Raw genomic sequence first — 26,059 nt, forward strand, 5'->3', positions numbered from 1 at the left:
GGGTGCAGCTTCTCACCGCCCACGCCGGGAACTGGACCGGCGCCGGCACCGGCGTCACCGTCATCCTGCCGCCGCCGGGCACCGTCGGTTCCGGCGAGGTCCGCGGCGGCGCCCCGGCCACCCGCGAGTTCGACCTGCTCCACCCGCTGCGGACGGTCGACCGGGTGGACGCGGTCGTGCTCTCCGGCGGCTCGGCGTTCGGCCTGGCCGCCGCCGACGGCGTGATGACCGTCCTGCGCGAGCGTGGCCTCGGCTTCCCGACGCCGTACGGCCCGGTCCCGATCGTGGTCGGCATGTCGATCTTCGACGAGTCGGTGGCCACCACCCCGCCGGACGCGGAGTCCGGCCGGCGGGCGGCGCTCGCGGCGCTGGCCGGCGACCCGCTCGCCCTCGGCCGGGCCGGGGCCGGCGCCGGCGCGAGCACCGGCAGGTGGCGGGGTCGCGCCGACCCGGGCGGCCTGGGCCGCGCGGACGGCCGGGCCGGTCCGGCGCGGGTCACCGCCCTGGCCGTCGTCAACGCCTGGGGCGACGTCCTCACCCCCGCGGGCGAGCCGGTGTTCGGCGGCGACGAGACCTATCGGCCGGCCGCCCCGTTCGGCCGGGAGAACACCACGATCGCCGTGGTCCTCACCGACGCCGCGCTCGGCAAGGCGGACTGTCACCTGCTCGCCCAGAGCGGCCACGGCGGGTTCGCCCGCGCCCTGCACCCGGCGCACTCCCGCTACGACGGTGACGCCGTGGTCGCCCTGGCCAGCGGCGAGGTCACCGACGGCGTCGACCTGGACCTGCTCCGCGCGGTCACCACCGAGGTGATGGCGTCGGCGATCCGGCGCGCCGCCGGGACCCACCCCTGACGATCACCCGAAACATGCCGGTGTTATCACTGTGTGATGCTGGTTGACTTCAGCGCGCCCGTCGCCGCGTCCCCCGCCGAGGCGGAAGCCGCCGCCGTCTCGGCCGAACAGGTGGGATATGACGGCTTCGGCGCCGCGGAGACCAAGCACGACGTCTTCACCACGCTGGCCCTGGTGGCCCGGGCCACCGAGCGGATCTCGCTCCAGTCCGGGATCGCGGTGGCGTTCGCGCGCAACCCGATGACCGTGGCGGTGCTCGGCAACGACCTCCAGCTGATCTCCGAGGGCCGGTTCCGGCTCGGGCTCGGCTCGCAGGTCAAGCCGCACATCGAGCGCCGGTTCGCGATGCCGTGGAGCAGGCCGGCCGCGCGGATGGAGGAGTTCGTCGCCGCGCTCCGGGCGATCTGGCAGGCCTGGGCCACCGGCGAGCGGCTGCTGTTCCGCGGCGAGTTCTACAAGCACACCCTGATGACCGAGTTCTTCGACCCGGGGCCGAACCCGCACGGCAACCCGCCGGTCGAGCTGGCCGCGGTGGGGGAGCGGATGACCGCGGTGGCCGGGCGGGTCGCCGACGGGCTGCTGGTGCATCCCCTGACCAGTGTGGCGTACCTGACCGAGCGCATCCTGCCGACCCTGCGCGAGGCCCGCGGCGGCGCGCTCGACGACTTCAGCCTGGGCCTGAGCGCCATGGTGGTGCTCGGCGCCGACCCGGCACAGCGGGCCCGGGCCGAGCAGGCGGTGCGCGGGCAGATCGCCTTCTACGCCTCCACCCCGGCGTACCGTCCGGTGCTCGAGGTGCACGGCTGGGGTGAGCTGGCCGACCGCCTCAACGCGTTGTCCCGCCGCCAGGAGTGGGCCGCGATGGCCGCCGAGATCTCCGACGAGGTGCTGGACGCCTTCGCCGTCGCCGGGGACCCGGCCACGGTGGCGGCCGGGCTCACCGCGCGGTTCGGCGCCACCATCGACCGCATCTCGCTCTACACACCGTACGAAGCGGACCGCTACCAACTGGCAGCGGTCCGCAGCGCGTTGCGTACGTCTAACCGATCTTGATCTCGTCGACCCGGTCCGGATAGAACGCGACGTGGTCCTTGATCTGCGCCACCGCGGCGGACGGCTCGCGGTACTCCCAGATCGCGTCGACGGACCGGTCACCGCCGATCGGAATCGAGTAGTAGGTGGCGTCTCCCTTGTACCCGCAATAGGTCTGCGTCGTGCTGCGCTCCAGCAGCGACCGGTCGACGTCGGCCAGCGGCACATAGTGCACCACCGGATACGTCGCCTCCTTCAGGCTCAGCGCGTTCACGGTGTCCGCCACCACCTTGCCCGCGACGGTCACCACCACGCGCTTCCCGGTCGGCGTGACGGTGATGGGGTGGTCCGGTCCGGGCACCAACTTGGGCCGCTCTGTCATCGGGGTTGCCTCCTCAGTCGGACGATTCCGAAGCTACTACGGTGATCCAGTGACGAATGCCGCGATCGCCGCCGTGACCGAGTCCGGGATCAGCCACGAGGTGATCCGGCACGGCCCGGCCGGCAGCGCCGCCGAGGCCGCCGCCCAGCAGGGCGTCGAGCTGCGTGACCTGGTCAAGACCCTGGTCGTCCGTCGTGGCCCGGACGACTACCTGTTCGTCCTGGTCCCCGCCGACCGGTCGATCTCCTGGTCCAAACTGCGCGCTCTCCTCGGAGTCAACCGGCTGTCCATGCCGGACGCCGCCACCGCCAAGGCGGCCACCGGCTACGAGCGGGGCACGATCACCCCGTTCGGCTCGGCGACCGCATGGCCGGTCGTCGCCGACTCCCGCACCGTCGGCCGCACCATCAACCTCGGCGCCGGCGAACGCGGCGTCGGCCTCCGCGTGGCCGCCGACGCCGCCGTCGCCGCCCTGGGCGGCACCTTCGCCGACGTCACCGACCCCGCCTGACCGCTCAGTCCGCACCGGGATGCGGCCCTACCCGAACCCGGTCCTGCAATGCCCACCCCGTTCGACGCCGTCGCGCCGGCGTTCTACGCGGTCGCCCTGGCGTTCTACGCGGTCGCGCCGACGTTCTACGCGGTCGCGCCGGTGTTCTACGCGGTCGCGCCGGCCCGGAAATCGCCCGGGCCCGAGCCCGGTCCGGTCCCGGCCGCCGGGTGCGGTCCGCACTTGGTCGCTGTCTGCGTGCCAGGCAACGGAGCTGTTGCTCACGGCCCCGGCCGCCCTGGCATGGCGTCGGCCGGCCACGGTCAGACCTGGTCCGCGCCCGGTCCCGGTCCGCGGCCACCGCTCCTGACCGCGGCACGCCCTTTCCAGTACGCCGCGCGGCGTACCAACCCCGGTAACGCCGTCTGCCCTGCCTACCGCGTTAGCTGGCTGGTCCTGGTGGCCCTATCCGTATCCGGGTTAGGGCCATGAGCGCCAGCTCGGTGGTGCCGGCTGGTCTTGGTGGCCCTATCCGTATCGGGGTTAGGGCCATGAGCGCCAGCTCGGTGGTTCGGGCTGGCTCCTGTGGCCCTGTCCAGGTCCGGGTTAGGGCCGTGGGTGCCAGCTCGGTGGTTCGGGCTGGCTCCTGTGGCCCTGTCCAGGTCCGGGTTAGGGCCGTGGGTGCCAGCTCGGTGGTTCGGGCTGGCTCCTGTGGCCCTGTCCAGGTCCGGGTTAGGGCCGTGGGTGCCAGCTCGGTGGTTCGGGCTGGCTCCTGTGGCCCTGTCCAGGTCCGGGTTAGGGCCGTGGGTGCCAGCTCGGTGGTTCGGGCTGGCTCCTGTGGCCCTGTCCAGGTCCGGGTTAGGGCCGTGGGTGCCAGCTCGGTGGTTCGGGCTGGTCTTGGTGGCCCTTTCCGGGTGCGGGTTAGGGCTATGAGCGCCAGCTCGGTGGTTCGGGCTGGCTCCTGTGGCCCTATCCGGGTCCGGGTTAGGGCCGTGAGCGCCAGCTCGGTGGCTAGGGCTGGTCTTGGTGGCCCTTTCCGGGTGCGGGTTAGGGCTATGAGCGCCAGCTCGGAGGTTCGGGCTGGTGCTGGTGGCCCTGTCGGGGTGCGGGTTAGGGCTGTGGGTGCCAGCTCGGTGGTTCGGGCTGGTTCTGGTGGCCCTATCCGGGTGCGGGTTAGGGCCGTGAGCGCCAGCCCGACCACCTCGGGCTGGGCCTCATGGCCCCATGCCCGCCTGGGATGGGGCCATGGGCGCCAGCCCGTGCCGCCGACCGTTAGCCGGCGGCGGTGGCGGACCGGGAGTGGGCGGGGTCAGGCCTTGAGGGCGGCCGCGACCGCGTCAGCGAGCGGCGTGGTCGGGCGGCCGATCAGATCACGCAGGTCGCTGCCCGGGTTGTCGAGGACGCCGTTGGCGCGGATGTGGACGTCGGTGTCGGCCAGGATGGCGGCGAAGCCCTCCGGTACGCCAGCGCCGCTCAGGATCTCGACCAGCTTGTCGGCCGGCACGTCGGTGTAGCCGATCTCGGCGCCCACCTGGCGGCTCACCTCCGCGGCCAGCTCGGCCATCGTGAACGGCGCGTCGCCGCCCAGCTCGTAGACGCTCTTGGGATCGCCGGCGGTGAGCACCGCGGCCGCCGCCTCGGCGTAGTCGGCCCGGGTCGCCGCGGCGATCCGGCCGTCGCCCGCGCTGCCCAGGAACGAGCCGGTGGCCCGCACGGTCGGGAGCTGCGCCGTGTAGTTCTCGGTGTACCACCCGTTGCGCAGGAACGAGTGCGCCAGCCCGGACGCGGCCAGCACCGACTCGGTGGCCTTGTGGTCGGCGGCCAGCAGGATCGGCGTGGTGTCGGCCCGCAGCACGCTGGTGTACGCCACGAACGTCACCCCGGCCGCCTTGGCCGCCTCGATCGCCGCGGTGTGCTGCTCGATCCGGTTGCCGACCGCGTTGCTGGAGATCAGCAGCAGCCTGTCGACGCCGGCGAACGCGGTGGCCAGCGTCTCGGGGCGCTCGTAATCGGCCTCGCGCACCTGCACGCCGCGGGCGAGCAGGCCGGCCGCCTTCGCCGGGGTGCGCACCGCGGCGACGATCGAACCGGCCTCGACACCCCGGCTGAGCAGGGCCTCGACGACGAGACGGCCGAGGTGCCCGGTGGCGCCGGTGACAGCGATGGTGGTCATGTCGAACTCCTAGACGGTTCGTTGGGAAGTGCTGCATCACAGAATGCACTAACTTTTCGAAAGTGCCAACTCCGGGGATGTACTCTGTGACGCATGACAGATCCCGCCGACGACCTGATCCCCAGCGTCTTCGCCCGGGACTGCACCTCCCGGCACGTGATGGCCGACGTCACCGGCAAGTGGGGCGGTCTCGCGCTGGCCGCGCTGCACGACGGCAGCTACCGCTTCAACGCCCTGCGCCGCCGCGTCGACGGCGTCAGCGAGAAGATGCTGGCCCAGACCCTCCAGGCGCTGGAGCGCGACGGCCTGGTCGTCCGCGAGGTGCAGGCCACCATCCCGCCCCGGGTGGAGTACAGCCTGACCCCGCTCGGCACGCGGGTGGCCGGCAAGCTCAAGGAGCTGATCGATCTGCTGGAGAGTGAGATCGGTCAAGTTAGGGTCGCCCAGGCCGCGTACGACGATAGGTTCCACCCGTGAGCGCGTCGATTCAGCCCGATGTCCCGCCGTCCGGCACCGGTTGCGTGGAGTGTCTGGAGTCCGGCGGCTGGTGGGTCCACCTGCGCCGGTGTGCGCAGTGCGGGCACGTCGGCTGCTGCGACACCTCGCCGGCGCAGCACGCCACCGCCCACTTCCGGGCGACCGGCCACCCGGTGATCCAGTCCTTCGAGCCGGGCGAGGACTGGTTCTGGGGCTACTCGACCGACCAGGTGCTGACCGGGCCCGAGCTGGCCGCGCCGACCAGCCGCCCGGCCGAGCAGCCGACCCCCGGCCCGGCCGGCGCGGTCCCCGCCGACTGGCGCTCCAAGATCAACCGTTAGGTGCGAGTCCGCTAAACATCGGACATCAGGGGCGGCAACCGGAAAGAAACCCGGTAAACCGCCCGAACCGCTCGCGTCCCCCTCAGGTGGCCTGAGTCACCGCCGAATTGGTGGTCAGTCAGCCAACCGTGGAGGGAAGATGCTCGGCCTGGAAAACATCGGTACCGCCAAGCGGCTGGGCATCATCGTCGCCACGGGCGCCGTCGCCCTCTGCGGCATGGGCGCCATCGCGCTTGTCGGTCAGGAGCGGGTGGCCCAGCAGGGCCTGCGCGTCAGCGAGTTGCAGTGCGGCCTGGCCGCGCTCAACCACCTCAACAACCGGCAGAGCGAGCTGAAGGTCGACGCGTTCCGGTCGGCCCTCGGCCACAACGTCAACGGGGACGCGAAGGACGACGTGCAGTCGTCGGTCGAGGCATCGCAGGGGGTGCACGACTGCAACCTGCCGTCGGCCGTCATCGACCAGTTCGCCGGCTACAACGGCGACTTCGAGGCGTTCAACACGTTCATCACGCAGTTCGTCAGTGAGGGCGTCAAAAACCCGGATGCGGTGAAGAACCGGACCGACGAGATCTCCGAGATGAACAACAAGACCGACGACGAGCTGGACGCCATCACCGAGGCGGTGACCGCACAGGTCGAGGCGCAGCAGGCGCTGACCGAGCGTACCGTCAAGCAGACCCGCTGGATCGCCATCATCGTGGTCATCCTCGGCCTGGCCCTGCTGATCGGCATGGCGATCCCGATGGTCCGCTCGATCCTCGGCCCGATCCGGCGGATCGGGCTGGTCATCGACGCGCTGGACAAGGGTGACCTCACCGTGCGCAGCGGCATCACCAGCCGCGACGAGCTCGGCACCATGGCGCAGAGCCTGGACCGCACGCTGGACAAGCTCCGCCAGTCGATGATCACCATCGCCAAGGACTCGGACGCCCTGGCGACCGCGTCGACCGAGCTGGCCGCCGTCTCCGGCGAGATCGCCGCCGCGGTCGACAACACCGACCGGCAGAGCAGTTCGGCCGCCACCGAGGCGGACGAGATCTCCCGCAACGTGCAGAGCGTCGCGGCCGGCTCGGAGGAGATGGGCCTGTCGATCCGGGAGATCTCCCGCAACGCGGCGGACGCCGCCCAGGTCGCCTCGGTCGCCGTCTCCGAGGCCGCGATGGCCACCGAGACCATCCGCAAGCTCGGCGAGTCGTCCGCCGAGATCGGCAACGTGATCAAGCTGATCACCAGCATCGCCGAGCAGACCAACCTGCTCGCCCTGAACGCCACCATCGAGGCCGCCCGGGCCGGCGACGCCGGTAAGGGCTTCGCCGTGGTCGCCAGCGAGGTCAAGGACCTGGCCCAGGAGACCGCCCGGGCCACCGAGGACATCGGCGCCCGGGTCACCGCCATCCAGCAGGACACCAGCGGCGCGGTCGAGGTGATCAACCGGATCTCCGAGGTGATCGCGCAGATCAACGACTTCCAGACCACGATCGCCTCGGCCGTCGAGGAGCAGACCGCCACCACCGGCGAGATGAGCCGCAGCATCGGCGAGGTGGCCGCCGGCTCCTCCCGGATCGCCGCCAACATCAACGACGTGTCGTCGGCCAGCCAGGCCACGGTCAGCGGCGTCAACCAGACCCGCGAGGCCAGCGAGGAGGTCTCCCGGACGGCCGAGGAGCTGCGCGTCCTGGTCGGCGGATTCAAGTTCTGAGGGCGTACGCAAAAGAGGTCGTACTGAAAAAGCAGTGAGCGGGCCGGTTGCGCGAGCGACCGGTCCGTTCTCATGTTCCGGTGTTCCTTGCCGATGGAACGCATATGCCTGTGCCGCCGGATGAGTCCCTGCTGACGCGTCGCCGGACGGTCGAGCTCTCCGCCCTGATCACCCGAGGACTCGGCTGGCTCTCCACGATCGCCTACCTGATGCAGGTCACCACCGCCGGTCCGGTGCCGGCGCCGCTGGAACGCAGCCTGATCGCCGGGATCGTCGCGATGGCGGCCGCCAACCTGCTCGCCTTCGCCGGGTGGCGGCGTCCGGGAGGACGCTGGTACAGCGCGCTGAGCGCCGGTCAGGTGGCCCTGGACAGCGTGGTGGTCGCCGGGCTGGTGACCATCTCCGAGGCCTACACCGGTCAGGTGACCTGGCCGATCATGGCGGTTCCGGTGGTCGTCGCGGCCATCCGGCACCGGCTCGCCGGCGCGCTGTTGGTCTGGGCGTTCACGTCGGCGTCGTTCGGCCTGGTCGTGAGCCTCGCCCTGGGCTCGTCGCAGCCCCGGGACGCGATCTTCGGCGCCCTGATCAACCTGCTGATCGCGCTGGTCACCGGCACCCAGTCGACCGCGTTCGCGCGCCAGCTGGACACCCTCAACCAGGTCCGCCGCGAGTTGCAGCACCAGGCCCGGCACGACAACCTCACCGGCCTGCCGAACCGGGCCCATCTCGCCGAGCGCGCCGCGCACTGTTCCGGCCGGCGGCTCGCCGTGCTGCTCCTCGACCTCAACGGGTTCAAGCAGGTCAACGACACCTATGGGCACGCGGCCGGAGACGAGCTGCTGCATCAGGTCGCGCTGCGGCTGAGCGCCATCATCGGCTCCGGCGACCTGGTCGGCCGGCTCGGTGGCGACGAGTTCGTGGTGCTGCTGCCGGACGCCGGCCCGGAGCGGGCGGCGCAGGTCGCGGACCGGATCCGCGAGGTGATCCGCCGGCCGGTCCAGATCGGCGACGGCCGTGCGGTGACCGTCGGGGTCAGCGTCGGCCAGGCGGTCCGCCCGGTGGACGGGACGGCCGATCTCGACACGCTGACCGCGGAGGCGGACGTCGCCATGTACCGCGAGAAACACGCCCGGCGAGCGGCATGATTCACCATCTGATGATCCGCGACATCGGCGCGACCTAACGCCCGCGCACGCGTTGATCCCACGTCGCGCCACGAACGCCGCCCAGCCGGGCCGGTCCGGCAAACGGTCCGGCTGGGCGGCCCCGCGCGATCAGCTCCAGGTTTCCAGGATCTCCGGCACGGTCGCGGTCCGGCTCGGTTGCGGCACGCTTGCCGGCGTACGCCCGAAGCGCGGCGCCGGAGCCGGTTGCAACTGCCCGCCCACCTCGACGAAAGCGGCCCGGGCCCGGTTGTGCGGATGCCCGGGCGCCTCGGCCGGGCTGAGCACCGGGCTCACGCAGGCATCCAGCCCGTCGAAGACCTCGGCCCACGCGTCCCGGCTCCGGGTCAGGAACCGCTCGGTGAAGATCCGCCGCAGCTCCGGCCAGGCCCCGCGGTCGAACTGCGCGGGCAGGTCCGGGTCGTCGTCCAGCCCGAGCCCCTTGAGCAGCGCCGCGTAGAACTGCGGCTCCAGCGCGCCGACCGCGACGTAACCACCGTCGGCGGTCTGATAGGTGTCGTAGAACGGCGCCCCGCCGTCGAGCAGATTCTCGCCCCGCCCGCCCCGCCACTGCCCGGCGTGCAGCATGCCGTGCAGGAACGTGGTGAGCAGCGCCGACCCGTCGACCATCGCGGCGTCGACCACCTGGCCCCGGCCGGAACGTTCGCGTTCCAGCAGCGCGGCCAGCACCCCGACGGCGAGCAGCATCCCGCCGCCGGCGAAGTCGGCGAGCAGGTTGATCGGCGCGTGCGGCCGCTCGCCGGCCCGGCCCAGCGGCTCCAGCGCGCCGGCGATCGCCAGGTAGTCGATGTCGTGCCCGGCCGCCGCGGCGAGCGGACCGTCCTGTCCCCAGCCGGTCATCCGGCCGTAGACCAGCCGCGGGTTCAGCTCGGCGCACCGCTCCGGGCCGAAGCCGAGGCGCTCGGCGACGCCCGGCCGGTAGCCCTCGACCAGCACGTCCGCCTTCTCGATCAGGCGCAGCAGGCCGGCCCGGCCGTCCTGCGACTTGAGGTCGAGGGTGACCGTGCGGCGGCCGCGCTGCAACGGCCCGGCCTGCGGAACGAGCGGTCCGGTCCCGCCGGGCCGGTCCACCAGCACGACGTCCGCGCCCAGGTCGGCGAGGACCATGCAGCCGAACGGGCCGGGCGCGAGCCCGGCCAGCTCGACGACCCGGATGCCGCTCAGGGCGCCGGCGCTCATGCCGGCGCGAACCGTTCGCCGTACCGCGCGGCCAGCTCGGCGGCCCGCCCCTTGAAGTCCGGGTGCTGCTCCACGTAGCGGAGCACGCCACCGGTCCACGCCGGGAACCCGATGCCGAGGATCGAGCCGATGTTGCCGTCCGCGTCGGTCCGCAACACCCCCTCGGCCCGGCACCGCAACGCGTCCAGCGCCTCGCTGAACAGCAGCCGCTCCTGGAGGTCCGCGAACGGCACCGCGCGCCCCTCGTCGGTGGCCAGCTCGGCGAGCCCGCTCCACAGCTTCTGGCGGCGGCCGCCCTCGTACGCGTAGAACCCCCGCCCGGACGACCGCCCCGGCCGGTCGTGCGTCTCCAGCATCGCCCCGACCAGCGCGTGCGCCTTCTCGTATCCGGCGTTCACCCCGGCCGCCAGGTACGCCTTGTGGATCTTCGCCATCAGCGTCAGCGTGACCTCGTCGGCCAGTGCCAGCGGCCCGGTCGGGTAGCCGGCCTGCAACGCGGCCTGCTCGACCGACGCGGCCGGCACCCCCTCGGCCACCATGGTGACCGCCTCGTTGATGAACTGCCCGATCACCCGGCTGGTGAAGAAGCCCCGCCCGTCGTTCACCACGATCGGCGTCTTGCTGATCTTGCGGCCCAGGTCGAACGCCCGGGCGATCGCCGCGTCGCCGGTCTCCCGGCCGACCACGATCTCCAGCAGCGGCATCTTGCCCACCGGCGAGAAGAAGTGCATCCCGATGAAGTCGGCCGGCCGGCTGACGCCCTGGGCGAGGCCGGTGATCGGCAGCGTGGAGGTGTTCGAGGCGAGCAGCGCGCCGGGCGCCAGGACCGGCTCGACCTCGGCGAACACCTGGTGTTTCAGCTTCGGGTCCTCGAAGACCGCCTCGATCACCACGTCGCAGCCCCGCAGGTCCTCGACGTCGGCGGTGGTCGTGATCCGGGCCAGCACGGCCGGGTCGCCCTCGGCCTTCGCGCGCGCGGCGGCCTCCGCCGACACGTCCTTGACCACGACCTCCAAGCCTGCGCGGGCACAGGCATAGGCGATCCCGGCGCCCATCATCCCGGCGCCGAGCACCGCGACCTTGGTGGCGGCCGGCACCTCGACGGCCGGCCGGGCCGCGCCGCCGTTGACCGCCTTCATGTCGAAGAAGAACGCGCCGATCATGTTCTTCGCGATCCGCCCGGTGAGCAGCGTGATCAGCTTGCGGGTCTCGATGACCAGCGCGGTCTCGAAGTCGACCTGGGCGCCCTCGACCGCGGTCTGAAGGATCGCCTCGGGCGCCGGCATCCGGTTGCCCTTGAGCTGCTTGCGCAGCGTGGCCGGGAAGGCGGGCAGCTGCACGGCGAGCTTCGGCGTCGACGGGGTGCCGCCGGGGATCCTGTAGCCCGGCCGGTCCCACGGCTGGGCCGCGTCCGGGTTGGCGGCGATCCACTCCTTCGCCTTGGTGATCAGCTCCTCGGGCGACGAGACCACCTCGTCGATCATCCCGGCCTCCCGGGCGGCGGCCGGCTTCAGCCGCTTGCCGGTGAGCAGCCAGGTCATCAGGGCCGGGGCGATGCCGAGCATCCGCACGGTCCGGGTGACGCCACCGGCGCCGGGCAGCAGGCCGAGCGTCACCTCGGGGAAGCCGAGCCGGGTGCCCGGGGCGTCCAGCGCGATCCGGTGGTGGCAGGCCAGGGCGATCTCGAACCCGCCGCCGAGCGCGGCCCCGTTGATCGCGGCGACCACCGGCCGGCCGTAGGTCTCCAGCCGGCGCAGGTCCCGCTTGATCGTGCCGAGCAGCTCGAACAGCGCGGGCGCGTCCTCAGGCCGGGCCTGGCTCATCGACGGCAGGTCGCCACCGGCGAAGAAGGTGTTCTTCGCGCTGGCCACGATCACGCCGGTGACCTGGTCCTTCTCGGCCTCCAGGCGATCCAGGGCGGCGGTCATCGCGGCCACGTAGGTGGCATTCATCGTGTTGGCCGATTGGTCCGGGTCATTCATCGTCAGCGTGACGATGCCGGCTGCGTCCTTCTCGTACGAGATCACTTGGCGAACTCCGTAACGCGCTCGATGACGGTCGCGACGCCCATGCCGCCGCCGATGCAGAGGGTGACAACGGCCCGGTGCAGGTCGCGCCGCTCCAGCTCGTCGACCACGGTGCCGACCAGCATCGCGCCGGTCGCGCCGAGCGGGTGGCCGAGGGCGATCGCCCCGCCGTTGACGTTCACCTTCTCCGGGTCGAGGTCGAGGTCGCGGATGTACTTCAGTACCACCGCGGCGAAGGCCTCGTTGATCTCGAAGAGGTCGATGTCTTTCGTGCTGAGGCCGGCGATGGAAAGCGCCTTCTCCGTCGCCGGGGTCGGGCCGGTCAGCATCAGGGTCGGGTCAGCGCCGCTCACCGCCGCGCCGACGATCCGCGCCCGGGGTACAAGTCCGAAATTTCGGCCTATCTCCTCTGATCCGATCGCGACCAGAGCCGCCCCGTCCACGATCCCCGACGAGTTCCCCGCGTGGTGGACGTGCTCGATCGCCTCCAGCCAGTGGTACTTCTGCAACGCCACCGCGTCGAACCCGGCCTGCTCGCCGATCCCGGCGAAGGACGGCCGCAGCTTGCCCAGCCCGGCCCGGGTGGTGTCCGGCCGCGGGTGCTCGTCGACGGTCAGCACGTCCAGGCCGTTCGGGTCGCGGACCGGGACGATCGAGCGGCTGAACGCGCCACCGGCGATCGCCTTGGCGGCCCGCTCCTGCGACTGGATCGCGTAGCCGTCGACGTCGTCCCGGGTGAACCCCTCGATGGTGGCGATCAGGTCGGCGCTGATCCCCTGCGGGACGAAGCTGGTGGCCAGCGCCGTCTCCGGGTCGAGGAACCAGGCGCCGCCGTCCGAGCCCATCGGGTTGCGCGACATCGACTCGACGCCGCCGGCCAGGATCAGGTGCTCCCAGCCGGAGCGGATCCGGGACGCGGCCTGGTTGACCGCCTCCAGGCCGGACGCGCAGAACCGGTTGAGCTGCACCCCGCCGGTGGTGTCCGGCAGGCCGGCCACCAGGGCGGCCGCGCGGGCCAGGTCGCCGCCCTGCTCGCCGATCGGGGTGACGATGCCCAGCACCACGTCCTCGATCCGCTTCGGGTCGAGGCCGGGATTCCTCTTCTGCACGGCGTCGATCAGCCCGGTCACGAGGGTGATCGGCTTCGTCCCGTGCAGGGCGCCGTTGTCCTTGCCGCGCCCGCGCGGGGTGCGTACCCCGTCGTAGATGTAGGCCTCAGAGGGCACGGGCGATCAGCTCCTTCATGATCTCGTTGGTGCCGCCGTAGATCTTCTGGACCCGGGCGTCGGCGTACATCCGGGCGATCGGGTACTCGGTGGTGTAGCCGTACCCGCCGAAGATCTGCAGGCAGCGGTCGACGACCTCGCACTGGCCCTCGGTCAGGTACAGCTTGGCCATCGCGGCGGTCGCCACGTCCAGTTCACCCCGCTGATGCCGGGCGATGCAGTCGTCCAGGAAAACTCGTGACACGCGCGTGCGGGTGGCGCACTCGGCCAGCACCATGCGGGTGTTCTGGTGCCCGACGAGCGGTCTTCCAAAAGCTTGACGTTCCTTTGCGTACACCGTGGCCAGCTCGACCGCGCGCTGCATGGCGGCGACGGCGCCCACGCCGATCACCAGGCGTTCCTGGGGGAGCTGCTGCATCAGCTGATAGAAGCCGGTGTTCTCGGCCTCCGGCCCGCCCAGGATGTTCGCGGCCGGCACCCGGAACTCGTCGAAGAACAGCTCCGCGGTGTCGTTCGCGTGCAGCCCGATCTTCTCCAGGTTGCGGCCCCGCCGGAAGCCGGGCGTGTCCTCGTCCAGCTCGCAGACCAGCAGCGAGATGCCGTGCGCCTTGGCGGACTGATCGGTCTTCACGGCCAGGACCAATAAGTCCGCCAAATACCCGTTGGTGATGAAGGTCTTGGACCCGCTCACCAAGAAGTCCTCGCCGGTCCGGACCGCACGGGTCCGTATCGCCTGCACGTCGGAGCCGCCGTCCGGCTCGGTCATCGCGATCGCGCCGATCATCTCGCCGCTGCACAGCCTGGGCAGCCAGCGCTGTTTCTGCTTCTCGGTCCCGTAGGCGGCGAGGTAACCGGTCACGATCCCGCTGTGCACGGCCAGGCCGAGGCTGCCCTCGCCGGCCCGCATCTGCTCGTGCAGGAGCACCGCCTCGTGGGTGAAGTCGCCGCCCCCGCCGCCGTACTGCTCCGGCACCGAGAGGCCGAGCAGGCCGAGCTCGCCGGCTCTCGCGTAGTGCTCGCGGTCGGGGTGGCCCTGCTGCTCCAGGCGGGCGGCGTGCGGCACCACCTCTTTGAGGAAGAAGGACCGGGCCATCTCGGCCAGGTCGTCGTGTTCCGGCTTGCGCCACGGCTCGGCGTAGCCCTCCAGTCCAGGCGTCGGCATCGATACACCCTCGATCACTATTGGCGCTGTGTCAACAAGGGTGTGATGAATTGGCGTCATCCATCTGACCGCCCGATCGAAACATAGACGAAACGCCCATCTCGCCACCCGATGAATCGACGTGCCGTAAGGTCACCGCTGTGCCATCACCAGTCCGGCCGCCTCGTTACCCGGGGCCGGTGGGGCTGCGGTGAACAGGGAGGATAGCGGGACGGTGGCGATCAGCGAAGCAGAGCCGGCGCCCAGGACGATGCCGGTGATCCGCCGGCGGCGGCTGGAGCCGGACGCCCGGCGCGAGCAGATCATGTCGGTCGCGGTGCGGCTGTTCGGCGAGCGTCCCTACGCGGAGGTGTCCACCACCGACGTGGCCCGCGACGCCGGCGTGGCCCGCGGCCTGGTCAACCACTACTTCGGGACGAAGAAGGAGCTCTACCTGGAGGTCGTCCGGGTGATGCTCACCGTCCCCGAGGTGGCCCTGGAACGCCTGCCGACCGGTGGCCCCGCCGAGCGCGTCGACGCCATCGTCACCTGGTTCCTGGACGTCGTCTCCCGGCACAGCACGTCCTGGCTGGCCGCGATCACCGCCGGCGGCATGGCCGGCGACACCGACGTCGACCAGGTGATCGCCGAGGCCATCGACGTGGCGGCCGACAGCGTCCTGGCCGCCGTCGGCGTCACCGAACGCTCCGACGAGGCCCTGCGCGGCATGGCCCGCGCCTACGTCGGCATGTGCACCTACACGGCCCGCGAGTGGCTCCAGCGCGGCGCCCTCACCCGCGCCCAGGTGCACACCCTGCTCACCACCACCCTGCTCGCCATGGTCGAGAAGGTCTTCCCCTAGGCCGCGCCTCCAGGACCATCCTCGCTGCCGCAACGCCGTCCGCACGTTCCCGACCGCCGGCAAACCATCCTCGCTGCCGCGATGCCGTCCGCACGTTTCCGGTTCCTTTTCTGGTACGACTCGGAATCCCGTGCCCGTCGGCTCGCGATGCTGCGGCCCGCCCCGGACCGCAGCGCGTGTCGTGCGGGTTCGCTCAGCGCGCGATGCTGCACCCGACCCATGTCCGCAACGCACCCTCAACCCGAGCCGGGCCTCACGGTCGTCGTCGGCCGCGCAAGACGACCCAGAGGTACCCCGCTCGTCAGTCGATTGGCCCAGAGCCGACCGGTGTCGCACTGAAAACATCCCGTGTGCCCGGAATGTCAAGCGCCGTAGCCCGATCCCGCGTCTGCCAGGCCCCTGAGGACCAGCCGGGGGTGTCGGGCTGGTCCTGACGGCCCTTCCCAGGGTTGGGTTAGGGCGTTGAGGGCCAGCCGGGGGTGTCGGGCTGGTCCTGACGGCCCTTTCCGGGGTTGGGTTAGGGCGTTGGGGGCCAGCCGGGGGTGTCGGGCTGGTCCTGACGGCCCTTTCCGGGGTTGGGTTAGGGCGTTGGGGGCCAGCCGGGGGTGTCGGGCTGGTCCTGACGGCCCTTTCCGGGGTTGGGTTAGGGCGTTGGGGGCCAGCCGGGGGTGTCGGGCTGGTCCTGGTGGCCCTATCTGGGGTTGGGTTAGGGCGTTGGGGGCCAGCCGGGGGTGTCGGGCTGGTCCTGACGGCCCTTCCCGGGGATGCGATAGGGCGTTGGGGGCCAGCCGGGGGTGTCGGGCTGGTGCTGGTGGCCCTTTCCGGGGTTGGGATAGGGCGCTGGGGGCCAGCCGGGGGTTTGATCTCTGGAACCGGCCGCGGACGGTGACGTGGTCCGCCGATTCGGGACGCCGTGGAACCGCACCCGTCACGCGGTCTCGGAACCCCGTGACGGCCGGACGGAAACGCCTGCACGAGAATGGCGGCATGATCGACCACGGTCAGAGCGCCTCAGCGCTCGGTACGGAGCTGCCGGACGTCCACGACTCGGGCGCGGTCACTGTGTGGCGGTCTGTCGGGCAGGGCGAACTCGACGCGGTTGCGTCGTCAGGATGGCGTGCTTGGCCGCCACGGCTACCGGACCAGCCGATCTTCTCGGTCGTATCCGACCGCCGGCATGCGGTGAGGATCTGCCGCGAGCGGATTGTGCCCGCTGAGGGCGTGGGATACGTGGCCCGGTTCGACCTGCCCCGGCGATTTCTGGATCGGTTCGAGGGCACCGGCCGAAATGAGTCCGAGTATCGGATCCCGGCGAATGAGGTGGCCGGACTCAATACCCACGTCATCGGCGTGATCGTGGAGGACGCCGACTACCGGGGCCCGGTCGACGATGCGGAGTTCGCCGAAGCCGAGCAGGCCCTTGGCCGGCCATTGCCGCGAGCTTGGCGAAGCTACCTGCAAGGCGCGTCCTGGTTCCGCCGAGGCTGGCTGGCGAGCGAGACGTACGTGTGGCTCAACACCCCACGCGAGATGCTCGGCCTCCATGAGGCATGGGATGAAGCCACCGACGCACATCCGGGCATCGCGATCATCGGCGGGAACGGCTCCCGCGAGCAGCTGGTGCTGGATCTGCGGAAGGACCCCGCACCGGTGCTGCTGCTCGAGACCACCAGCGCCGGGTGGGAGACCGGCATTCGCCAGACCGGCGATGTCGGCGAACTCGTCGATCGGATCGAGAGCGGCGAGTTCGAGTTCAGCTTCGATGAGTGAAGCCTGTCAGGCTGCTCGGGCGGGGTAGCTTGCGGGCGGGACCGAGCTTGACTCGGGGCGGTTGCTCGGCGGGCCCGGCTGTGTGGCGGCGTTGCGGAGCCGGTGGGCGGTGCGATGGCCGAGGAGGACGGTGAGGGCGGCCAGGGCCGCCAGGAACGCGCGGTCGGGCCAGGAGGCCGCGTTGGCGACCAGGCCGAACAGGGTGTGGCCGACCGTGGCGCCGATCGCGACGGCGAGCAGATGGCGCGGATTCCAGGACGGGTGTGCGTGCCGGCGGCGCAGTGTGACGCCGGCGCCGAGCACCAGCAGTGCGGCCACCGCCATCGGCAGCAGGGACCAGGCGCCGCGGGTGAAGAACGGCTGGTCGGCCCCCGCGAACGGGAAGACCAGCGCGAGGAAGCCGAAGGCGGCGGCGCCGGCCGCGAGCCCGGTCACGGCGGGGGAGGGGAGGACTCGCGGCGGGTTCGCGGGGCGGAGGTGCTTTGTGCGTACGATAATCGCCGCGGCCGTGACCAGCAGCGCGACCGTGACGATGACCGCGGCCGCGACCGGCGCCAGGGTGTAACCCGGGTCTTCGGACGGCGGGATCGTGACCCGCAGCAGCAGCGCGCCGAGCACCGCGACCACCGCCGTCGTGATCAGCCCGCCCCGGCGCAGGTAGGGCTGTCGCCCGTGCGCGGGGAAGAGCAGCTCGACCAGGATGATCGGGATGGTCACGCTGAAGACCGGGTGATAGATCAAATTCAGTTCGGCGTACGCGGTGTTCAGGCCGGCCAGCCTCGGCGCCCAGTCCGCCGCGCCGTACAGATGCGGGCTGGTCATGCCCTGGAGCACCAGCCCCTCCTCGACCAGGCCGTAGGTGACCCCGAGCAGCAGCAGGCTCGGATACCCGCCACCGAAGCGGCGGACGGTCTCCCGGATCAGCAGCGCCCCGGCGCCGTAGAGCGGCACGAAGAACAGGAACACCCAGGCGACCCGCAGCGGCGCCAGCCCGAGGCAGAGCTCGGCGACCACCGGCGCCAGGAACACCAGCGTCCAGGCCGCGGCGCGGTTCCGCGGCCGGGTGTCGACCAGCGCCACGGCGTCGAAGGCGGACCGGACGGTCCGGCGGTTCGTGGTGACCGCCAGCGCGGCCAGCAGCAGCACCTGCACAATCTCGACCACCCGCAGCCAAGCGGGGTATTCCGCGCTGACCAGCAACCACCCGAGCCCGCCCAGCCCGAGGACGGCGACGATCCGGACCCGGCGCAGCGCCGCCGCGGTGCCGGCCCGCAGCTGCCGGACGATCCGGAGGTACAGCAGCGCGACGAGGAAGACCGTGACCGGGCGGGACCACAGGGTCCGTTCCAGCGCGGCCGGGTCGGTGCCGGGGTGGTGCTGCCGCTGATATGCCAGGACGGCGTCGTGGCCGGCCAGGGTGAGGACGGCGAAGAGCAGGCTGAGGGCGAGGTTCGCGATGACCAGGGTGACAACGGCTCTGGTCGCCGCGGTGCGGGTCGTCGGATGCATGCTTGAAACGCTAGGAATTCCGGCGGCGCCGATCCTCCGGCCGAGGAGGGGTCTTGCGTCTACGACTTCAGGATGAGGGGCGGGGGCGGACCACACCGAGGTCGTAGGCGAGCACCACGGCCTGCACCCGGTCGCGGACGTCGAGTTTCCGCAGGATGGCCGAGACGTGCGTCTTCACGGTGGCCTCGGTGACGGTCATCCGGGCGGCGATCTCGGCGTTCGACTCGCCGCGGGCTAGCAGTTCCAGGACCTCGCGCTCGCGGCCGGTGAGCCGATCGAGGCGGGCGTCGGCGCCGGGCGGGTTGAGGTCGGCGGCGACGAACCGGTCGAGCAGCCGGCGGGTCGCGGTCGGGGCCAGCAGCGCCTCGCCGCGGGCCACCACCCGGATCGCCTCGACCAGGTCGCCGGGGCGGACGTCCTTGAGCAGAAAACCGCTGGCCCCGGCGCGCAGCGCGGCGTACAGCGACTCGTCCAGGTCGTAGGTGGTCAGCATGATCACGCGCGGCGCGTCCGGGCCGGCGGTCAGCCGCGCGGTCGCGGTCAGGCCGTCCGTCCCGGGCATGCGGACGTCCATCAGGACGACGTCGGGCCGGGTCTGCGCGGCCAGCCGCAGCGCCTGCTCGCCGTCGCCGGCCTCGCCGACGACCTCGAGATCCTCGCGAGCCTCGATGATCATCCGGAACCCGACGCGGACCAGGGCCTGATCGTCGACGATCAGCACGCGGACGCTCATGCCGCGGCCTGCCGGGGAAGAGCGGCACGCCGGGGAAGAGCGGCCTGCCGGGGAACAGCGGCCCGCCGGGGAACAGCGGCCCGCGACGGAAGAGCGGCCCGCCCGGGAAGACGCGCGTCGGCGTTCATGCCGCGGCCTGCCAGGGCAGCCGGGCGCAGACCCGGAAGCCGCCCTCCGGATCCGGCCCGGCGGTCACCGTGCCACCGAGGACGGCGGCCCGCTCGCGCATGCCCCGGATCCCGTTGCCCGGCCCGTTGCCCGCATCCCCGCGACCGTCGTCGCGCACGTCCAGCTCCACCTCCGTGCCGGTGATCCGGATGAGCACCTCCGCCTTGGCCGCGCCGGAGTGCCGCAGCGTGTTGGTCAGCGCCTCCTGCACGATCCGGTAGGCCGACAGCTGCACGCCGGCCGGCGGCTCGGCGTCGCCCTCCCGGCGCAGCGTCACCGTGAGCCCGGCCCCGCTCATCGTCTCGACCAGCCTCTCCACATCGGTCAGCGCGGGCTGCGGCGGCGCGTCGTGCCGCGCGTCCCCCGGCACCGGGGCCGGGTCGCCGTCCCGCACCGTACGCAAAAACGTCCGCAACTCCGCGAGCGCCTCCCGCCCCGCCGCCTCGGTACGCCGGATCGCCGCGCGGGCCTGCCCCGGGTTCAGCTCGAAGACGTCGTCGGCGGCCGCGGCCTGCACCACCATCACCGACACCGTGTGGGACAGCACGTCGTGCAGCTCCCGGGCGATCCGGGCGCGCTCCTCGAGCACCGCCTGCCGCCGCTCCGCGAGCCGCCGGGCCTCCCGGGCCCGCCCCAGCGCACCCCAGCTCCAGGCCAGCAGCGAGGCCGCCAGCCAGATCCCGGCGAGCGCCCACCGGCCCTGAAGCGCGGGCGGCCCGCAGACCGCGACCACCGTGGCGGCCAGCCCCCCGAGCGTCTCCCGAGCCGGCCGGGTCCAGGCATAGGTGCACAGCACCACGAAGACCAGCCCCGGCCCGACCGCGGGCACCAGCCATTGCAGGGCTGTCCCGGCCACCAGGACGACCGCGATCACCCGCCGCGGCGCCCGGTCCAGCCACCAGAGCGCGGCCACCTGCCCGGCCGCCAGTCCGGCGGCCACCAGCCGATCCACGGTCCCCGCCGGGCCGGCCCACAGCGCCGGCGCGACCAGCACCGCCCCGAGCAGGAGCAACAGCCGCCGCCACCGCGGCGAGAGCCGTGCCCGGTAGCCGTCCCCCATACCGTCGCACCCTACTGCCCCGACACCCGGCAGGCGGGCTGGGCACTTGCCTAGCCTCCTAGGACACCCTAACGGCTGTGCCGGAACTTCCGGGGAGTGAAGAAGGGTGGACAAGCGGAGACGGCGGCGGCAGCGTCAGATCATGGCTGACTACCGGGAGACCTACCAGCGCAGCATCGCCGACCCTGACGGATTCTGGCGGGATGCCGCCGCCGCGATCTCCTGGCACGTCGCGCCGACCCGGATCCTCGACGACAGCGAGGCGCCGATCTTCCGGTGGTTTCCCGACGCCGAGCTGAACACCTGCTACAACGCGCTGGACCGGCACGTCGACGACGGGCACGGCGACCGGGCCGCGCTGGTCCACGACAGCCCGGTGACCGGGGTGACCAGGACATATTCGTACGGGCAGCTGCGGGACGAGGTGGCGGTCTTCGCCGGGGCGCTGCGGCGGCTCGGGGTGGAGCGCGGGGACCGCGTGGTGATCTACATGGCGATGGTGCCGGAGACGGTGATCGCGATGCTGGCCTGCGCGCGGCTGGGCGCGGTGCACTCGGTGGTCTTCGGTGGGTTCGGGGCGCGGGAGTTGGCCGCTCGGATCGACGACGCCCGTCCGAAAGTGATCGTCGCGACGTCGTGCGGGGTGGAGGCCGGGCGGGTGGTGGCGTACCAGCCGATGCTGGACGCGGCGCTGCGGCAGGCGGCGCACCGGCCGGACCGCTGCGTCATCCTGCAACGCCCCGAGCAGCCGGTCGGCGTGCTCGCCGAGCGGGACCTCACCTGGGCGGAAGCGGTCGCCGACGTGGCGCCCGCGGAGTGCGTGCCGGTGCGGGCCACCGACCCGCTGTACATTTTGTACACGTCCGGGACGACCGGCCGGCCGAAAGGCGTGGTCCGTGACAACGGCGGGCACGCGGTCGCGCTGCGCTGGTCGATGGAGCACATCTTCGGGGTGCGCCCGGGGGAGGTGTTCTGGGCCGCGTCCGACGTCGGGTGGGTGGTCGGCCACTCGTACATCGTCTACGCGCCGCTGCTGACCGGCGCCACCACGATCCTCTACGAGGGCAAGCCGGTCGGCACGCCGGACGCCGGAGCGTTCTGGCGGGTGGCCGCGCAACACCGGGTGACCAGCATGTTCACCGCGCCGACCGCGTTGCGCGCGATCCGCAAGGAAGACCCCGAGGGCAAATTCCTCTTTCCGTACGACCTGAGCGCCCTGCGCCTGCTCTTCCTCGCCGGCGAGCGCCTCGATCCGCAGACCTACCGCTGGGCCGGTGACCTGCTCGGCGTGCCGGTGATCGACAACTGGTGGCAGACGGAGACCGGCTGGCCGATCGCCGCGAGCCCGCGGGGCATCGAGGAGTTGCCGACCAGGCCGGGCTCACCGTCGGTGCCGATGCCCGGGTACCGCGTCCGGGTCGTCGACGAGTCCGGTAATGATCTGCCGCCGGGCGCGGAGGGAGCGATCGTCATCGGTCTGCCGCTGCCACCGGGCTGCCTGCCCACGCTCTGGCAGGACGACGAGCGGTATGTCCGCTCCTACCTCACCACGTTCCAGGGCAACTACCTGACCGGTGACGGCGGGCGCTTCGACGAGGACGGCTACCTGTACGTCCTGGGCCGCACCGACGACGTCATCAACGTGGCCGGCCACCGCCTCTCCACCGGCGCGATGGAGGAGGTCCTCGCCGCGCACCCGGCCGTCGCCGAGTGCGCCGTGATCGGCGTCCACGACCCGGTGAAGGGCCAGGCGCCCCGAGCCTTCGTGGTCCTCAAGTCCGGCGCCGACCCGACCGGTGTCGAAGCCGACCTGATCGCCCGGGTCCGCACCGAGATCGGCCCGGTCGCCGCCTTACGCCGGGTCGACGTGGTCCCGGCCCTCCCGAAGACCCGCTCCGGCAAGATCCTCCGAGCCACCATGCGGGGCATCGCCGACTCGGGCGACGCCCCCATCCCGTCCACCATCGAGGACCCCGCCGTCCTCGAAGCCCTCCGCCCCCTGCTCCACCCCTAGCCCGTCCCCCAGGCTGGCGCTCATGGCCCTTTCCCAAGCACGCATAGGGCCACCAGGGCCAGCCGGAGTTACCGGGCTGGCGCTCATGGCCCTTTCCCGGGCGCGGTTAGGGCCGTCACGGCCAGCCGGGGGTTCCGGGCTGGTGCTCATGGCCCTTTCCCGGGCGCGGTTAGGGCCGCCAGGGCCAGCCGGGGGTTCCGGGCTGGTGCTCATGGCCCTTGCCCAGGCACGGTTAGGGCCGCCAGGGCCAGCCGGGGGTTCCGGGCTGGCGCTCATGGCCCTTGCCCAGGCACGGTTAGGGCCGTCACGGCCAGCCGGGGGTTCCGGGCTGGCGCTCATGGCCCTTGCCCAGGCACGGATAGGGCCACCACGGCCAGCCCGGTGGGGGTTGGCGATCGTGGCCAGCCGCGGACGTCGCCCTGGAGGGGTTCGCGTTCTGGCCGCGCCAGCGGCCTGCGAAGCCCGGAAGGGTCCCCGCGGGAGCGGCGATCAGTTATCAGCGCGGACCGTGGCAATGAAGGATGGGATCTTCATGGGCGAACCGAGCGGGCCGAGGCGATCAGTGGCTTCCCTCGCTCATGGTGGTGAGGAACTTGTCGCGGAAGGTGTTCATCGGCCAGACCGGCGCGTCGGGGGCGGGCTTGAGGCCGTCGGTCCAGTTCCAGCTCGTGATGCGGTCGAGGACGGCCGGGTCCTTGGCGACGATGGTGATCGGGACGTCGTGGCTGGCGTTGTCGCCGGTGACGACCGGGGACGGCTGGTGGTCGCCGAGGAAGACCATGACCAGGTTGTCCTTGCCGTACGTGGTGATCCAGTCGACCAGGGTGGTGAGGGTGTACTGGATCGACTTGCCGTATTCCTGGCGGACCTTGGACGAGGCGGTCCAGATCTCCGCCTTGGTGGGCTGGTTGGCGACGATGCCGTTGTAGACCGAGCCGTCGCCGACCTTGTCCCAGTCGAGGAACTCGGGGATCGGCGCCCACGGGGTGTGGCTGGAGACCAGCGGCATCTCGACGAAGAGCGGCTTGCGGCCGGCCTTGGTGTACTCCACCTCGGAGAACTTCTTGAGGGTGTACTGGTCGGGCATCGGCGCCCAGCTGAACTTGGGGCCGGTGTAACCGAGGTTGCGGGAGTCCCAGATCCGGTTGAAGCCGTAGAAGTTGCCCTCCGGCCAGGCCCGGGTGGCGCCCGGCATGACGCTGACGGTGTCCCAGCCGGCCGACCGGAACAGGCTGGGCAGGGTGAGCCGGCTGCTGGCGGTCAGGTTGCGGTACCGGCCCTGGTTGTTGATCCACAGGCCGGACATCGTGGTGGAGTGGGCCAGCCAGCTGCCGCCGCCGAAGGTGGGCGAGGTGAGCCAGCCGCTGCGGGCGCTGAACCCGGCGGCCTTGAGCTTGGCGGTGCCCTCGTCCAGGACCGGGTCGACGCCGGGGGCCAGGTTCGGTGCCTCGACGGCGTTGCGGCCGTAGCTCTCCACGAAGGTGAGCATCACGTCCTTGCCGGTCAGGCCGGTGAGCAGCTGGTCGGGCGGTACGTTCTGGAACGCGTCGACCTTGACCTCGCGGGCGAACGCGGCCTCGTTCTTGATGCCGGCCCGGGCCTGGTTGGCGCGATCCCACGCGTAGCTGACGGTGGTGCGGGCGGCCACCGGGACGTTCGGCATCAGGGTCGGGATGCCGAACGCGAGCGAGAGCGCCCACGCGGTCGCGATGCCGCCGGCGGTGAACGCGGACTTGCGCCGGTCCTCGCCGAGCAGCCGGTTGACCCGCAGCGTGGCCCAGGTGGTGACGCCGAGCACCACGGCGACCAGCAGGACGATCGCGGCGATCGCGCCGTACGCGCCGGCCGGGCCGTAGGACTCGTGCACGAAGTCGTAGGCGTCGTCGAAGAGCACCCAGTCCAGGACCGGGTCGAACGGCCGGTTCAGGACCTGGAAGAAGCCCATGTCCAGGCACTTCTCGATGACCAGCCAGCCGAGCGCGACGCCGGCGATCGCGGCGACGATCCGCCGGGGGCGGCGGGGGAGCACGATCAGCACGGCGATGCCGAGCGCGGCCTCGATCGGGATCCGGGTGAAGCTGCCCAGGGTGAGGCGCTTGAGCACGTTCGGGTAAAGCAAGGCCACGAAGACGATCAGGCAGGCCAGGACGGTGAGGCCGCGGCTGAACCCGGGGCTGCGGAGGAAGCGGCGGACACGGCCCGGTTCCTTCGGGGTCTCGGCGATCTCGCCGACCGGGCTTTCCTCGATCTCGGCGGCCGGGCTCTCCTCGACCTCGGCGGCCGGGCTCTCCTCGATCTCGGCTCCCTCCGTGATCTCGGCCACCTCGGGGACCTCGGTGATCTCCGCGGCGGGGTTCTGCTCGTCGGCGACGTCAAGTTCTGGCACGTCTGAGGGAACGCATGCCGGGCTCAGATGGTTCAACCCCTTGTCTTTTACATATCTAGCCGATAGGAAAAGAAGGTGGCGAAGCAGATTATCCTGGCCGCGCACTTCCCGGGGGTGAACAACACCACCGTGTGGAGCGACCCGGACGCGGGCAGTCAGATCGCGTTCACGTCCTTCGAGCACCTGGCCCGCACCGCCGAGCGCGGGAAGTTCGACTTCTTCTTCCTGGCCGAGGGGCTGCGGCTCAGAGAGCAGCGCGGCCGGATCCACGACCTGGACGTCGTCGGCCGGCCGGACACGCTGACCGTGCTCGCCGCGCTGGCCGCGGTGACCGAGCACCTCGGCCTGGCCGGGACGCTGAACGCCACCTTCCACGAGCCGTACGAGCTGGCCCGCCAGCTGGCCACCCTCGACCACCTGTCCGGCGGGCGGGCCGCGTGGAACGTGGTCACCTCGCACGGCGCGTTCTTCGGGGAGAACTTCCGGCGCGGCGGCTTCCTGGAGCACGCCGACCGATATCGGCGGGCCGGGGAGTTCATCGAGGCCGCCCGCGCGCTGTGGGACTCCGACGGCGGGGACTTCGCGGTCGGCAGCTCGCAGTTCGACATCCGGGGCCGCTTCGGGGTGCCGCGCAGCCCGCAGGGCCACCCGGTGATCCTCCAGGCGGGCGACTCGGACGAGGGGCGGGAGCTGGCGGCGCGGCACGCCGACGCGATCTTCTCGCGGCACCACCGGCTCGGTGACGCGCAGCGGTTCTACCGCGACGTCAAGGACCGGCTGGTCCGCCACGGCCGTCCCGAGCAGTCGCTGAAGATCATTCCGGGTGTCTCGTACGTTCTCGGCGACACCGACGCGGACGCGCAGGAGCGTGCGCACCACATCCGGCGGCAGCAGGTCAGCCCGCAGACCGCGATCCTGCTGCTGGAGCAGCTGTGGAACCGCGACCTGTCCGGCTACGACCCGGACGGCCCGCTGCCGGCGGCCGACCCGCTGCTGGACGAGGACGACACGATCATCAAGGGCCGGGCCGGGATGTACCCGGACCGGCTGCGGACCGCGAACGAGTGGCGGGCCCTCGCCGAGGCGAAGAAGCTGTCGATCCGGGACCTGATCATCGAGGTGACCGGCCGGCAGAACTTCATCGGCACGCCCGAGCGGGTCGCGGCCGAGCTCGACGAGTACGTGCAGAGCGACGCCTGCGACGGCTTCATCCTGGTGCCGCACCTGACCCCGACCGGCCTCGACGACTTCGTCGACCGGGTCGTGCCGCTGCTCCAGGAACGGGGCGTGTTCCGCACGTCCTACGAGACGACGACTTTGCGGGGCCACCTCGGCCTCGGTGGGGAGTGACC

Annotated in this window: 21 protein-coding genes; 11 read left to right on the top strand and 10 right to left on the bottom strand. The window is 71.8% G+C overall.

The genetic code is table 11. From position 1 onward, the window contains the following. Positions 1 to 2 precede the first annotated feature (2 nt). Positions 3 to 854 (top strand): P1 family peptidase, encoded by an 852-nt coding sequence (locus Aiant_RS35060; protein ID WP_189333918.1) that lies wholly within the window; start codon positions 3 to 5, stop codon positions 852 to 854. A 36-nt stretch (positions 855 to 890) separates the two neighbouring features. Then, the gene (locus tag Aiant_RS35065) at positions 891 to 1,907 is read left to right on the top strand and encodes a TIGR03617 family F420-dependent LLM class oxidoreductase (RefSeq protein WP_189333919.1); all 1,017 of its coding nucleotides are present in this window, start codon (positions 891 to 893) and stop codon (positions 1,905 to 1,907) included. Here the strand turns inward: Aiant_RS35065 and Aiant_RS35070 are convergent. Further along, the gene (locus Aiant_RS35070) at positions 1,894 to 2,268 is read right to left on the bottom strand and encodes a DUF427 domain-containing protein (protein ID WP_189333920.1); all 375 of its coding nucleotides are present in this window, start codon (positions 2,266 to 2,268) and stop codon (positions 1,894 to 1,896) included. The two genes, Aiant_RS35065 and Aiant_RS35070, sit on opposite strands and share 14 nt — an antisense overlap. A gap of 49 nt (positions 2,269 to 2,317) precedes the next feature. Between Aiant_RS35070 and Aiant_RS35075 the strand changes: the two genes are divergently transcribed. Next, positions 2,318 to 2,779 carry an aminoacyl-tRNA deacylase gene (locus tag Aiant_RS35075; protein ID WP_229830840.1) on the top strand — a complete coding sequence of 154 codons (462 nt, stop codon included), beginning with the start codon at positions 2,318 to 2,320 and terminating at the stop codon, positions 2,777 to 2,779. A 1,288-nt stretch (positions 2,780 to 4,067) separates the two neighbouring features. Here the strand turns inward: Aiant_RS35075 and Aiant_RS35080 are convergent. Beyond that, the gene (locus Aiant_RS35080; RefSeq protein ID WP_189333922.1) at positions 4,068 to 4,931 is read right to left on the bottom strand and encodes an SDR family oxidoreductase; all 864 of its coding nucleotides are present in this window, start codon (positions 4,929 to 4,931) and stop codon (positions 4,068 to 4,070) included. A 93-nt stretch (positions 4,932 to 5,024) separates the two neighbouring features. Between Aiant_RS35080 and Aiant_RS35085 the strand changes: the two genes are divergently transcribed. The 4 genes from Aiant_RS35085 to Aiant_RS46700 all read left to right on the top strand — a co-directional run bounded on the left by Aiant_RS35085 (position 5,025) and on the right by Aiant_RS46700 (position 8,593). After that, complete coding sequence (locus tag Aiant_RS35085; RefSeq protein WP_189333923.1) at positions 5,025 to 5,408, top strand: winged helix-turn-helix transcriptional regulator; 384 nt, start codon at positions 5,025 to 5,027, stop codon at positions 5,406 to 5,408. Then, positions 5,405 to 5,749: a UBP-type zinc finger domain-containing protein gene (locus Aiant_RS35090; protein WP_189333924.1), complete on the top strand. Its 345-nt coding sequence runs from the start codon at positions 5,405 to 5,407 to the stop codon at positions 5,747 to 5,749. The genes Aiant_RS35085 and Aiant_RS35090 overlap by 4 nt, the downstream gene beginning before the upstream one ends. A gap of 139 nt (positions 5,750 to 5,888) precedes the next feature. Further along, on the top strand, positions 5,889 to 7,448 hold the full coding sequence (locus tag Aiant_RS35095) for a methyl-accepting chemotaxis protein (protein WP_189333925.1): 1,560 nt from the start codon (positions 5,889 to 5,891) through the stop codon (positions 7,446 to 7,448). A 104-nt stretch (positions 7,449 to 7,552) separates the two neighbouring features. Next, entirely contained in the window at positions 7,553 to 8,593 is a 1,041-nt protein-coding gene (locus tag Aiant_RS46700; RefSeq protein ID WP_189333926.1) for a GGDEF domain-containing protein, read from the top strand. 129 nt (positions 8,594 to 8,722) lie between these two features. Here the strand turns inward: Aiant_RS46700 and Aiant_RS35105 are convergent, their stop codons facing one another. The 4 genes from Aiant_RS35105 to Aiant_RS35120 are packed head-to-tail and all read right to left on the bottom strand — an operon-like array spanning position 8,723 to position 14,226. Beyond that, positions 8,723 to 9,811, bottom strand: coding sequence for a CaiB/BaiF CoA transferase family protein (locus Aiant_RS35105; protein WP_189333927.1), 1,089 nt, complete (start codon positions 9,809 to 9,811; stop codon positions 8,723 to 8,725). After that, positions 9,808 to 11,838, bottom strand: coding sequence for a 3-hydroxyacyl-CoA dehydrogenase NAD-binding domain-containing protein (locus tag Aiant_RS35110; protein WP_189333928.1), 2,031 nt, complete (start codon positions 11,836 to 11,838; stop codon positions 9,808 to 9,810). Before Aiant_RS35110 ends, Aiant_RS35105 begins: the two co-directional genes overlap by 4 nt. Beyond that, positions 11,835 to 13,064: an acetyl-CoA C-acetyltransferase gene (locus tag Aiant_RS35115; protein WP_189333929.1), complete on the bottom strand. Its 1,230-nt coding sequence runs from the start codon at positions 13,062 to 13,064 to the stop codon at positions 11,835 to 11,837. Before Aiant_RS35115 ends, Aiant_RS35110 begins: the two co-directional genes overlap by 4 nt. Then, positions 13,054 to 14,226 carry an acyl-CoA dehydrogenase family protein gene (locus Aiant_RS35120; protein ID WP_189333930.1) on the bottom strand — a complete coding sequence of 391 codons (1,173 nt, stop codon included), beginning with the start codon at positions 14,224 to 14,226 and terminating at the stop codon, positions 13,054 to 13,056. Before Aiant_RS35120 ends, Aiant_RS35115 begins: the two co-directional genes overlap by 11 nt. Positions 14,227 to 14,416: 190 nt before the next feature. Between Aiant_RS35120 and Aiant_RS35125 the strand changes: the two genes are divergently transcribed. Both Aiant_RS35125 and Aiant_RS35130 read left to right on the top strand, forming a co-directional pair. Further along, a complete protein-coding gene (locus Aiant_RS35125) occupies positions 14,417 to 15,067 on the top strand; it encodes a TetR/AcrR family transcriptional regulator (protein WP_229830842.1) in 651 nt (216 codons plus the stop codon). Positions 15,068 to 16,054: 987 nt separating this feature from the next. Further along, positions 16,055 to 16,837: an SMI1/KNR4 family protein gene (locus tag Aiant_RS35130; protein WP_189333931.1), complete on the top strand. Its 783-nt coding sequence runs from the start codon at positions 16,055 to 16,057 to the stop codon at positions 16,835 to 16,837. Between the two features lie 6 nt (positions 16,838 to 16,843). Here Aiant_RS35130 and Aiant_RS35135 read toward each other — a convergent pair whose 3' ends face one another. From Aiant_RS35135 to Aiant_RS35145, 3 genes are all read right to left on the bottom strand, one after another. After that, entirely contained in the window at positions 16,844 to 18,346 is a 1,503-nt protein-coding gene (locus Aiant_RS35135; protein ID WP_189333932.1) for a hypothetical protein, read from the bottom strand. A gap of 67 nt (positions 18,347 to 18,413) precedes the next feature. After that, positions 18,414 to 19,079 (bottom strand): response regulator, encoded by a 666-nt coding sequence (locus Aiant_RS35140; RefSeq protein ID WP_189333933.1) that lies wholly within the window; start codon positions 19,077 to 19,079, stop codon positions 18,414 to 18,416. A gap of 124 nt (positions 19,080 to 19,203) precedes the next feature. Further along, the gene (locus Aiant_RS35145; RefSeq protein ID WP_189333934.1) at positions 19,204 to 20,307 is read right to left on the bottom strand and encodes a sensor histidine kinase; all 1,104 of its coding nucleotides are present in this window, start codon (positions 20,305 to 20,307) and stop codon (positions 19,204 to 19,206) included. Between the two features lie 142 nt (positions 20,308 to 20,449). Here Aiant_RS35145 and Aiant_RS35150 point away from each other — a divergent pair, with 142 nt between their 5' ends. Further along, complete coding sequence (locus Aiant_RS35150; RefSeq protein ID WP_189333935.1) at positions 20,450 to 22,321, top strand: propionyl-CoA synthetase; 1,872 nt, start codon at positions 20,450 to 20,452, stop codon at positions 22,319 to 22,321. Between the two features lie 559 nt (positions 22,322 to 22,880). Here Aiant_RS35150 and Aiant_RS35155 read toward each other — a convergent pair. After that, positions 22,881 to 24,707 (bottom strand): sulfatase-like hydrolase/transferase, encoded by a 1,827-nt coding sequence (locus Aiant_RS35155; protein ID WP_229830844.1) that lies wholly within the window; start codon positions 24,705 to 24,707, stop codon positions 22,881 to 22,883. A 75-nt stretch (positions 24,708 to 24,782) separates the two neighbouring features. Between Aiant_RS35155 and Aiant_RS35160 the strand changes: the two genes are divergently transcribed. Further along, positions 24,783 to 26,057 carry an LLM class flavin-dependent oxidoreductase gene (locus tag Aiant_RS35160; protein WP_189333936.1) on the top strand — a complete coding sequence of 425 codons (1,275 nt, stop codon included), beginning with the start codon at positions 24,783 to 24,785 and terminating at the stop codon, positions 26,055 to 26,057. Positions 26,058 to 26,059 lie beyond the last annotated feature (2 nt).

The sequence above is a fragment of the Actinoplanes ianthinogenes genome, from assembly GCF_018324205.1.
Taxonomy (GTDB): Bacteria; Actinomycetota; Actinomycetes; order Mycobacteriales; family Micromonosporaceae; genus Actinoplanes; species Actinoplanes ianthinogenes.